The organism is Methylocystis parvus (genome assembly GCF_049675845.1).
Taxonomy (GTDB): domain Bacteria; phylum Pseudomonadota; class Alphaproteobacteria; order Rhizobiales; family Beijerinckiaceae; genus Methylocystis; species Methylocystis parvus_A.
In genome coordinates this window covers 712,832-721,916 of sequence record NZ_CP187161.1, presented here as the reverse complement: position 1 = coordinate 721,916, position 9,085 = coordinate 712,832, and the positions used below count along the sequence as shown (strand labels likewise).

General features: G+C 63.4%; 13 protein-coding genes. 5 read left to right on the top strand and 8 right to left on the bottom strand.

Annotated features, from left to right (window positions below; genetic code table 11):
• Positions 1-32: 32 nt before the first annotated feature.
• Together ACPFMJ_RS03935 and ACPFMJ_RS03930 are read left to right on the top strand one after the other, a co-directional pair.
• On the top strand, positions 33-500 hold the full coding sequence (locus ACPFMJ_RS03935) for a hypothetical protein (RefSeq protein WP_424362559.1): 468 nt from the start codon (positions 33-35) through the stop codon (positions 498-500).
• 119 nt (positions 501-619) lie between these two features.
• On the top strand, positions 620-832 hold the full coding sequence (locus ACPFMJ_RS03930) for a hypothetical protein (RefSeq protein ID WP_424362558.1): 213 nt from the start codon (positions 620-622) through the stop codon (positions 830-832).
• A gap of 57 nt (positions 833-889) precedes the next feature.
• On the opposite strand, the gene ACPFMJ_RS03925 is transcribed toward ACPFMJ_RS03930, so the two are convergent.
• From ACPFMJ_RS03925 to ACPFMJ_RS03915, 3 genes are all read right to left on the bottom strand, one after another.
• On the bottom strand, positions 890-1,486 hold the full coding sequence (locus ACPFMJ_RS03925; RefSeq protein ID WP_424362557.1) for a superoxide dismutase: 597 nt from the start codon (positions 1,484-1,486) through the stop codon (positions 890-892).
• 162 nt (positions 1,487-1,648) lie between these two features.
• The gene (locus ACPFMJ_RS03920; RefSeq protein ID WP_424362556.1) at positions 1,649-2,266 is read right to left on the bottom strand and encodes a hypothetical protein; all 618 of its coding nucleotides are present in this window, start codon (positions 2,264-2,266) and stop codon (positions 1,649-1,651) included.
• A 110-nt stretch (positions 2,267-2,376) separates the two neighbouring features.
• Positions 2,377-2,691, bottom strand: a complete 315-nt coding sequence (locus tag ACPFMJ_RS03915; RefSeq protein ID WP_424362555.1) for a hypothetical protein — start codon at positions 2,689-2,691, stop codon at positions 2,377-2,379.
• Between ACPFMJ_RS03915 and ACPFMJ_RS03910 the strand changes: the two genes are divergently transcribed.
• Complete coding sequence (locus tag ACPFMJ_RS03910; RefSeq protein ID WP_424362554.1) at positions 2,660-3,211, top strand: hypothetical protein; 552 nt, start codon at positions 2,660-2,662, stop codon at positions 3,209-3,211. The two genes, ACPFMJ_RS03915 and ACPFMJ_RS03910, sit on opposite strands and share 32 nt — an antisense overlap.
• A gap of 19 nt (positions 3,212-3,230) precedes the next feature.
• Here the strand turns inward: ACPFMJ_RS03910 and ACPFMJ_RS03905 are convergent, their stop codons facing one another.
• From ACPFMJ_RS03905 to ACPFMJ_RS03895, 3 genes are read right to left on the bottom strand one after another with little or no spacing between them, the layout of a single operon-like run.
• Complete coding sequence (locus ACPFMJ_RS03905; RefSeq protein ID WP_424362553.1) at positions 3,231-4,157, bottom strand: CBS domain-containing protein; 927 nt, start codon at positions 4,155-4,157, stop codon at positions 3,231-3,233.
• Between the two features lie 22 nt (positions 4,158-4,179).
• Complete coding sequence (gene xth / locus ACPFMJ_RS03900; RefSeq protein WP_424362552.1) at positions 4,180-4,977, bottom strand: exodeoxyribonuclease III; 798 nt, start codon at positions 4,975-4,977, stop codon at positions 4,180-4,182.
• 1 nt (position 4,978) lies between these two features.
• Positions 4,979-6,025 (bottom strand): YcjF family protein, encoded by a 1,047-nt coding sequence (locus ACPFMJ_RS03895; RefSeq protein ID WP_424362551.1) that lies wholly within the window; start codon positions 6,023-6,025, stop codon positions 4,979-4,981.
• A 222-nt stretch (positions 6,026-6,247) separates the two neighbouring features.
• Here ACPFMJ_RS03895 and plsY point away from each other — a divergent pair, with 222 nt between their 5' ends.
• Both plsY and dprA read left to right on the top strand, forming a co-directional pair.
• Complete coding sequence (gene plsY, locus ACPFMJ_RS03890) at positions 6,248-6,838, top strand: glycerol-3-phosphate 1-O-acyltransferase PlsY (protein WP_424362550.1); 591 nt, start codon at positions 6,248-6,250, stop codon at positions 6,836-6,838.
• The gene (gene dprA / locus ACPFMJ_RS03885) at positions 6,835-8,082 is read left to right on the top strand and encodes a DNA-processing protein DprA (protein ID WP_424362549.1); all 1,248 of its coding nucleotides are present in this window, start codon (positions 6,835-6,837) and stop codon (positions 8,080-8,082) included. Before plsY ends, dprA begins: the two co-directional genes overlap by 4 nt.
• A gap of 2 nt (positions 8,083-8,084) precedes the next feature.
• On the opposite strand, the gene ACPFMJ_RS03880 is transcribed toward dprA, so the two are convergent.
• Together ACPFMJ_RS03880 and ruvX are read right to left on the bottom strand one after the other, a co-directional pair.
• Entirely contained in the window at positions 8,085-8,240 is a 156-nt protein-coding gene (locus ACPFMJ_RS03880; RefSeq protein WP_424362548.1) for a hypothetical protein, read from the bottom strand.
• A 279-nt stretch (positions 8,241-8,519) separates the two neighbouring features.
• Positions 8,520-8,993, bottom strand: coding sequence for a Holliday junction resolvase RuvX (ruvX, locus tag ACPFMJ_RS03875; RefSeq protein ID WP_424362547.1), 474 nt, complete (start codon positions 8,991-8,993; stop codon positions 8,520-8,522).
• Positions 8,994-9,085: the final 92 nt, after the last annotated feature.

Below are 9,085 nucleotides of genomic sequence, written 5' to 3'. Positions count from 1 at the left end.
ATAGAATGGAGCGGGGGGCTTGGAGATGACCGATGATCTGTCTCCAGCTCCTCGCGATTGCCAGCGTCGCACTCTATTTCGCGCCGACCGGCGCACATCTCTTCGAGCTTCCCAACAAGCTCGCGCTGCCGCCAGAGGCATATATGGTCGCCCAGCAACTCTATGCGGGTTGGGCGGCCTTCGGCGTGGTCATGCTCGTCGCTTTGATCGCGACCTTCGCGCATCTGCTTCTCGCACGCGGCAATAGGGGCGCAGTCGTCCTCAGCGCGATTGCTTTCGCCGCGCTTCTGCTCACGCAGGCGGTTTTCTGGACCTACACCTATCCGCTCAACGTCGAGACGCAGAACTGGACGCGCGCGCCCGCGCATTTCGAAGATGCGCGCCGACAATGGGAGTACTCCCATGCCGCCTCTGCAATCCTTACGTTCTTGGCGCTCATCTCGCTGACTGCTGCGTCGTTGAGGCTCCAATCTGGTAGCCGCGGCGCTTCTTCCCAGTGAGCGCTTCGGTCACTGCTTTCCAGGAGGCGCTTTGCGGTCGGCTCGGATTGCGGCTGCGCGGGGCCGCCCCCATACTCCCATGGTCCGGCTTCGATCCGGACAGCAAGGGAGCGATCGATATGAAGTATTTTCTGATGGCCGGGCTTGGGCTGATGACTTTCGCCGCCACGATGACGATCGAGCCGCAAGAGGCCAACGCTGTCGTTTGCGCCCGTGGCGTCTACCGCGCCGGCTGCGTAGGCCCGAATGGCGCGGTGGGCGTCCGTCGTGCGCCTGTGGCGCGGTGCCGGACGGTTTGGGTCCGCGGCGTGCGGACGACGCGCTGCTTCTAAAAGAATTTGGCGCGCGGCGGGAGAGCCCGCCGCACGCAATTCGCTTGCTACGAAGCCTTACTTCGCGGCGTCGTACATTTCCTCGACATGTTCCCAGTTCACGAGATGGTCGAGGAACGCCTTCAGATAATCGGCGCGGCGATTGCGGTAGTCGATGTAGTAGGAGTGCTCCCAAACGTCGGCGACGAGCAACGGCTGCGCGCCGTGAATGAGCGGGTTCTCTGCGTTCGGCGTCTTGCGAATGGCGGCCTTGCCGTCCTTGAGCTCCAGCCACACCCAGCCCGAGCCGAACTGCCCCAGGCCTTCCTTCTGGAATTCTTCCTTGAACTTGTCGACCGAGCCGAAACTGTCGATGAGGAGCTTCTCGATCTTGCCCGGCGCCGCGCCGCCGCCATTGGGCTTCATCCACTTCCAGTAATGGTGGTGGTTGTAGTGCTGCGCCACATTGTTGAAGATCGGGACGTTCTTGCCGAAGGAGCCGGTGATCACGTCCTCGATCGGCTTGCCCTCGAATTCCGTGCCCTTGATCAGATTATTGGCGTTCGTGACGTAGGTCGCGTGATGCTTGTCGTGATGGTACTCGAAAGACTCGCGCGACAAATAGGGCTGCAAGGCGTCGTAAGCGTAGGGGAGGTCTTCAAGGGTGAAGGACATCAATGCTCTCCTGAACAGGGATAGGACTCCGGGGCCCCGCGTTTAACTAGACCCGTCGCCGCGAAGCGGCAAGAACTAGAATAATTCTAAAAGTCCGGCGACGGAACAAAAAACGGCCCGGCGGATGGCCGGGCCGTTCTTCATCTTTAATGCTGATCCAAATCAGGCCGCTGCGCCTGCGGCGTGCTCCGCCTTCTGCTTGTTCGACTTGGCCCGCAGGGCCAGCCACATCACGCCGATAAGCGAGAAGAAGCCCACGCCATAGAGAATGTATTCGAGCATCCCCCAGAAGGTGTAGAGCCCCACCGTGAAGGGAAAGCGCGACACCCATTCATTGCCGAGATCGTCGCGCACGGTGACGATGCCGACATAGTGCCCCGCGTCCTTGAAGTCGTGCTCGAACGTCATGATGCCGTTGCGATAGACTTTCGGCTCCAGCTTGACGACCGTCGCGGCCGTAAGGTCGCCCCTTTCATTGGCTTCGCCGCCGACATCCTTGATGACGCGGACGCCGATGGCCATGTCGCGCAGATCGTCCGAGACGGCTTCAAGCGCGATGACGGTCGGCCCGGTCTGGGCGATGTCCTCGCAAAACTCCTGCTCCTCGCCGCTGCGTTGATAGCCGATGAAATGCATCGTGCTCTGGCCGATATGCAGCACGCACTCGTCCTGCTCGAGCTTCACGCCGCCATGCGCGGAGGCGCCGGACGGCGAAAGCCCGAAGGCCGCCATCAGACCCAACCCCGCGACGAAGGCGCCGCGCTTCAACAAACCCCTCATGCTCGTCTCCATCTTCAAGACATGTCAGGCCGTGTGGTCAGACGGCGCTCGCCGTCACCCGCCGCTCTATCGGCCGATTGGCAGGACGTTTGTATTGGGGGCGCATTTTACTATGCGTCATCAAGACGCAGTTTGATGAAGTCATATAACATATTGAAATTATGATATTTTTTCCAAATAGCGCGGCTGCGTCTCAGGAAGGCATATATCAAGATATTGAACTTGCGCTGCGCAATATCCATATTAGTAGAAAAAGCATCCTGCGTCAGGCTCTCGCGGCGCGGGCGGTTTGAAAGTAAAAGCAAGTATAGCGATTTTGTCGCTTCCATCCCCGCCTTGCGCCCTTGCGCCGCCAATATGCTAAAAGGTCTGCGTCGGAAGAGACGGGAGCCAATGAAACGCAGCTTTTCTAGTTTGGGCGTCACGGCGCTGGGCCTGACTCTGGTCGCCGGCGGCGTTTACGCCATGTGGACGGGCTGGGACATGATCCTGCTCGAGCGCGGATGGAGCCTCTTCATCGCCGGGTCTGTCGCGCTGTCGGGAGGCGTCGTCACGATCGCCCTTGGTCGCGTGATCGCTCATCTCGCACGATTGGGCTCTGGACTGGCGACCGCTCCTATCACCGTTCCGCACGACGGCGCTTCTCCGGCGCAGGCTCCCGCGCGTACGGAATCGCAGCCGCTGCCTGCAAAGCCCGAAAGCGCGGCGCCCACGCCGGAAGCAGCGCCGAGCGGGGACCCGGCTTTCGAGAAGCCGGATTTCTCCTCGATCTTCGGCGGCGCGCCGCTCAGTGAACAGCCGACGGAGGTCGACCGTTACAGCGCGGGCGACGCCACCTATGTGATGATGTCGGACGGGTCGGTGGAAGTGCGCAGCCCGTCGGGCACGCAGCGCTATCCATCGCTGGCGGCGCTCCGTGCGGACGCGGAGTCGCGTCAGCGTTAGCGCAGGTCGGAGAGGGCGCTTACGCCTTGCCGCCCCACATCAGAAAAAGCGCTGCATCCCCCGGCATCCCTTGAGGGAAGTCGATAATCTGCGCGGCGATCTTGAAGCCGCGCGGATGCAGTTCGTTGCGCCATCTGCGGAAGACGTCGGCGGGCTCGCCGCGTAGCGTCTCTGGCCAGTGCGAATCCGGGGCGTTGATCGCGCGGCCGCCATCCGTGCAGAGCTGCGAGGGGAACCGGATCAGCAATTGCTCGGCCAGGCCCGCCTCTGCGGCCTTGCGCGCATTGGCGAGCATGTCGCGCCACTGTCCGTCCGTCAGCCGCGCCGCCGCGAGGTCGCGAATGCGTTGTTCGCGCATTTCATCAATCGCGCGGCGCCGCTCTATGCGTTCGGCTTGAAGCTGGCGCTCATGCGCCGCGACGAGGCCGCGGAATTCTTCGGCCGTCGCGACCTCGCAGAAATTCGGCTCGCGGGGACGGATGGAAAGGATCGGCCGTTCGCTTTCCGGGAGAGCGCCGCCATTGGCGATCGCCTGCAGCACTTCCCGGAGCAGCACGAAGCCGACGAGCTTGTGTCCGTCGACCACAGGCGCGCGCTTCAGGTGATGGCTCTCCATGACCTTCGCAATGTCGGCCAGCGCTGCGCTGGTGGGGACGGAAATCGCGGGCGTCGTCATGATGTCGCGCAGCGAGAAGGGACCGGGGCGAAAGGTCGGCTTGACGCGGTTGCGCAGCAGGAAGGTCGGTATCTCTCCCAGATCAGCGCGGATCGGCGCGCGCGCGCGTTCGAGATTGCTGCGCGTGACGATGCCGATCGGCGACAATGCTTCATCGACGACCGGTACGACGCCAATGTCGCATTCCGAAAGCAGCTTCGCGACGTAATCGAGATCGGCGTCCTCCGTAACGTAGGGAAACCGCCGGGTCATCAGCTCGCGAGCGATCATTGGGCCTCCTATCGCTCCGCAATCACTCCGACAATTCGATTGTCACCGGCACATGGTCGGACGGCCGCTCCCAGCCGCGCGCCTCGGTCAGAACGTCCAGCTTTTTCAGGCCCCCGCCCAGCGCCTCGCTGACAAGGATGTGATCGAGGCGCCGTCCGCGGTTCGACGCCGCCCAATCGGCGGCGCGATAGCTCCACCACGTGTAGAGCTTCTCATCCGCCGGCACGAAATGGCGCATGGCGTCGATCCATTTCCCCGCCTTGAAAACATTCGTGAGCTTTTCGACTTCGACGGGGGTGTGGCTGACGACCTTCAGGAGCTGCTTATGGCTCCACACGTCGTGCTCCAGCGGCGCGATGTTGAGATCGCCTACGAGCGCGACACGCCCCTTGGCGGCGCCGTTCTCGCCCCATGCTTTCATCTCGTCGAGAAAACTGAGCTTGTGCGCAAATTTCGCATTGATGTCGACATCCGGCTCGTCGCCACCTGCGGGCACGTAAAAATTATGCAGCGTGATCGGCCCGCCGTTGCCCTCGACCTCCACCGCGATGTGGCGTGCGTCGCCTTTCTCGCAAAAGTCGCGCTTCTCGATGAGGCGCAGCGGCTTCTTCGAGACCACGGCGACGCCGTGATACCCCTTTTGGCCGTTGATCTCGACATGGGTGTAACCCAGCGCAGTGAAATCCTTCATGGGAAATTCTGCGTCGCGGCACTTTGTTTCCTGAAGGCAAAGGACGTCCGGCGCTCGCGTCTTCAGGAAATGCGCGACGAGCGGCATGCGCAGCCGCACCGAATTGATGTTCCAGGTCGTGATCTTCAAATCATTGAGCCTTGGTCTTGTCGCCAAAGAGGAACGGCGCGACGTCCTTCACGCCGGGCTGCTTCTCCGTGACGAAGGGAGTAGGGCGGCAGACAGCCATGGCGGAAAGGCCGACGCGCGCCGTCAACAGGCCGTTGAGCACGCCTTCGCCGAGCTTTGCGGAAATGCGCGCGGCGACGCCGTGTCCCAGCACCTGCTGCAGCAGCGTGTCGCCAACGGCTACAGTGCCGGTGATCGCAAGATGGGCGCCGACCGAGCGCGCGAGCTTGAAGAAACCGAGCAGTCCGGGCCGGCCGCCATAGATTTCCGAGATGCGGCGCATCAACACGATCGCCTGTCCGGCGACGAAAATAACGTCGAGCACGGCGCGCGGGCTGACAGCGGTGACGACTGAGACGCGCTTCGCCGCCGCGGCGATCTCGCGTCTTGCCTGCTCGTCGAGCGGCGCGACGAGATTGCGTTCCGCGAGGTCGATCAGATCCTTTCCGTCGATGATCCGCTTGAGGTAGTCGGCGACGAGGGCGCGCGGACGGGCGAGATCGGGGCGCCCCTCGTAGATCTTTGCAAGGTCGAGCACCGCGCTCTTGGCCGCGTTTTCCTCGTTCGCCGCGCGCGCCGCCGCGAGCGCCGCATGGACTTTGGCGATACGGTTTTGCAGCATGATCGAGCGCACTTCGCGCGCGATCAGCAAGAGCGCGGCGGCGCCCGCCACCGCAGCCAGAGCCAGGCCGATCGTTCCCAGAAATGTCGAATGTGCGAAGAGATTTTCGACGAGGTTCCAGACCCACGCGGTCAGCGCAAGCGTGATCAATCCGGTGATCGCCGACAGGAAGACGCCGCCCGACGAGAAAAAGTAACGCTCCAAAATTCCTTTGGCGCGGGCGGCGGTCACGGCCTCCTCTCCGCCCTGCGCGCCTTCGAGAAGTTCAGGGGCTTCCGCGAAAATATCGATCTCGGGCTCGACCTGCGGGGCGGGTTTCGAGGTCACCGTTTCGTCGCCCTGGAGGCGGAAGGCGCGCGGGCGCGATTTGCGCTCTGAATTGCTCATTGGTGTTTCCCGGTTTCCGGCTCTCCCTTTAGCCCTTTCGGCGGCAAAACGGGAGCGTCATGATGGCGCTGGCGAAAAAGTCATTCCTCCGCTCGCAGTTCCCGGTCAGAACGTCTTACAAAGGGACGCGAGTCGACGCCTGTTGCGGTCCGGCCAAGGCTCCGTTAGCATTCGCCGCGGTTCTGGCGGCGCTTCCTCAGACTGGGTTTCAAGCGGTTCACGATGTCATTCCTGCCTGACGCGCTCGCTCTCATCCTCGGTTATCTCCTTGGCTCCATCCCCTTCGGCCTGTTGCTCACGCGCGGAGCCGGGACGAGCGATCTGCGCTCGATCGGCTCGGGCAATATCGGCGCGACCAATGTGTTGCGCACCGGGCGCAAGGATCTTGCGGCGGCGACGCTGCTCTTAGATGCGCTCAAGGGCACTGTCGCGGTTCTCCTCGGCGCAAAGCTTTCACCCGAGGGCGCGATGATCGCCGGCTTCGCCGCCTTTGTCGGGCACATCGCTCCTGTCTGGTTGAAGTTCAAGGGCGGGAAGGGGGTCGCGACTTTTCTGGGCTGCCTTTTCGGCCTGCATTGGCCGGTGGGCCTCGCCTTTTGCGGCGTCTGGCTCGCCGTCGCCGCAGTCACTCGTTACTCCTCGCTATCGGCGCTCGTCGCCAGCGCAGCCGCGCCGCTCATCCTCTTCGCGCTCGGCCATGGCGGCGAAGCCTTTGTCGTCGGCGCGATGGCTGCGCTCCTCTGGCGCAAGCACGCCGAGAACATCGCTCGCCTGCGCGCCGGGACTGAAAGCCGGATCGGTCAGAAAGCATGAGCGCATCGGCCTCCGGCGCGCGGCTCTCCGACGAGCAGCTCGTCGACTGGCTTCGCCTCATACGCAGTGAAAATATCGGCCCGCGCACTTTCCGCGAACTCATCAATCGTTACGGCGGCGCGCGCGCGGCGTTGGAGGCGCTTCCGGGCCTCGCCGCCAAATCCCTGCGCGGGCGAACGATACGGATCGCGCCGCGCGAAGAAATCTTGCGCGAGATTGAGCGCGCCGCTGCGATGGGCGTGAGATTCGTCGCAACTGGCGACCCCGATTATCCGCCGCTCCTGCGTGAAATCCCAGATGCGCCGCCGATCCTGTCGATCCGCGGCGTGGCGCAAACCGCGCGGCGCGACGGCGTTGCGCTGGTCGGGTCGCGCAACGCCTCCGCCGCGGGGCTCGCTTTCGCCGAGCGCATTTCTCGCAGTTTCGCCAGGGCGGATTATGTCGTGGTCTCGGGCCTTGCGCGCGGGATCGACGCCGTGGCGCATCGCGCGACTCTGGAGACAGGAACGATCGCGGTGCTTGCGGGCGGGCAGGCGCGGCCCTATCCCGCCGAGCATGAGCGCCTCGTCGCGGAGATCGCGGAGCAGGGACTTCTCGTCTCGGAAATGCCGCTCGAATGGGAGCCGCGCGGACGCGATTTTCCCCGCCGCAACCGCATCATCTCGGGCATCAGCCGGGCGACCGTCGTCGTCGAGGCGGCGCGGCGTTCGGGCTCGCTCATCACGGCGCGATTCGCCAATGAGCAGGGGCGCGAGGTTTTCGCCGTGCCGGGCTCGCCGCTCGACCCACGTGCGGAGGGAACGAACGACCTGCTGCGCCAGGGCGCGTCACTCTGCGCGCGGCCGGAGGACGTCATCGACGCGCTCGGCGCAGGGGCGGCAAGGCCCGCTGGAACGCTCTTCGACGACGACGACCGGACGCCGGAAGATGAGCCGTTGTTCGACGAGCTGGACCTCTTTCCGTCCCAGGGCGCCTTCGCGTTTGAGGAAAGCGCGCCGGCGCCGGCTGAGTTTCCGGAGGCGACCCTCAGCGAGGCTTCCCCGCCGCCGCCGCCACCACGCGCGGATGCGCGCGAACTCATCATGTCCTTGCTCGGGCCAGCGCCCGTAGCAGTGGACGAATTGATCAGAATCGCGGGCCTGTCGGCGCGGGAAGTTCAAGGCGTCCTGGTGGAGCTCGATCTCGACGGCCGTCTCGAGCGCCACGGAGCGAATTCCGTCTCGCTAATATACAACCAGAGATAGCTTTATTCTTCGCGTGCGATCTCCGCGCCGCCCAGTTCTCGCGACCGCATCTCCGCTTCGACACGGGCGAGACTAAGGAAATAGGCGACCATGGGCATTTCGGCGCGCCCCGCCAGCTGGGAGAGTTCCGAAGCCATATCAGCGATATAACTCGCCATCGCGGCGGCATCCTCGTCCGGGCGGCGCCTGTTTTCGGCTTCTTTCGCCGGGGCTTTCGACACACGCGATGCGGACGTAATGGAGCGACCCATATGTTCAGCCTCCGAAACCCGGAGCCTCTGCAAAAAGCGGTTAAAACACGACCTTAGCGTGTCTTTTTCTTAATGCTCAGCTCAAGGATGTCAAGACACAATTTACACGTCTAGGTTGTATACATTGGGGAAGAGCCGGAAAACTTGGGATTTTTATTTTGTTGACCACGACTTATTTCAATTTTCTCACCCCAGCCGAGTCAAACGGTCGAGCGCGCCTTGTAGTATATAGGCCGCGGCCATGCGGTCGACGACCTCCGCCCGCTTCGCGCGCGAGGCGTCCTGCGCGATGAGTTCGCGAGTCACAGCCGCCGTGGAGAGCCGCTCGTCCCAGAAAACGAAGGGCACGGGGGTCAATTTGCGCAAATTCCGCATGAAGGCGCGAGTCGCCTGGGCCCGCGGCCCTTCTGTGCCATCCATATTGAGCGGCAGGCCGAAGACGAGCGCCTGGACCTCGAAATCCGCGACGCGCTTCAAGAGCGCCTCGGCGTCCGCCGAGAATTTGACCCGCTTGATCGTGTCGAGCGGCGAGGCAAGGCGGCGCTCGACGTCCGAAAGGGCGAGGCCGATGGTCTTCGTGCCAAGATCCAGCCCCATGAGGCGTCCCCTGGGAGGGAGGGTTTGCGCGATCTCTTCGAGCGATGTTTCGTTTGCGGCCATGCCTCGCGCTACCATGTCTCGCCAAATGGAGAAACATTTTCTGCGGGCGGCAAATCAGGCTTCCGCCGCCCCCTGCATTGCGCCCCGCCGTC

What these genes read in the sequence shown, in the direction of transcription:
- ACPFMJ_RS03935 (WP_424362559.1), top strand. Translation starts at nt 33, where the DNA reads ATGATCTGTCTCCAGCTCCTCGCGATTGCCAGCGTCGCACTCTATTTC.
- ACPFMJ_RS03930 (WP_424362558.1), top strand. Translation starts at nt 620, where the DNA reads ATGAAGTATTTTCTGATGGCCGGGCTTGGGCTGATGACTTTCGCCGCC.
- ACPFMJ_RS03925 (WP_424362557.1), bottom strand. Translation starts at nt 1,486, where the DNA reads ATGTCCTTCACCCTTGAAGACCTCCCCTACGCTTACGACGCCTTGCAG.
- ACPFMJ_RS03920 (WP_424362556.1), bottom strand. Translation starts at nt 2,266, where the DNA reads ATGAGGGGTTTGTTGAAGCGCGGCGCCTTCGTCGCGGGGTTGGGTCTG.
- ACPFMJ_RS03910 (WP_424362554.1), top strand. Translation starts at nt 2,660, where the DNA reads ATGAAACGCAGCTTTTCTAGTTTGGGCGTCACGGCGCTGGGCCTGACT.
- ACPFMJ_RS03905 (WP_424362553.1), bottom strand. Translation starts at nt 4,157, where the DNA reads ATGATCGCTCGCGAGCTGATGACCCGGCGGTTTCCCTACGTTACGGAG.
- ACPFMJ_RS03895 (WP_424362551.1), bottom strand. Translation starts at nt 6,025, where the DNA reads ATGAGCAATTCAGAGCGCAAATCGCGCCCGCGCGCCTTCCGCCTCCAG.
- plsY (WP_424362550.1), top strand. Translation starts at nt 6,248, where the DNA reads ATGTCATTCCTGCCTGACGCGCTCGCTCTCATCCTCGGTTATCTCCTT.
- dprA (WP_424362549.1), top strand. Translation starts at nt 6,835, where the DNA reads ATGAGCGCATCGGCCTCCGGCGCGCGGCTCTCCGACGAGCAGCTCGTC.
- ACPFMJ_RS03880 (WP_424362548.1), bottom strand. Translation starts at nt 8,240, where the DNA reads ATGGCGAGTTATATCGCTGATATGGCTTCGGAACTCTCCCAGCTGGCG.
- ruvX (WP_424362547.1), bottom strand. Translation starts at nt 8,993, where the DNA reads ATGGCCGCAAACGAAACATCGCTCGAAGAGATCGCGCAAACCCTCCCT.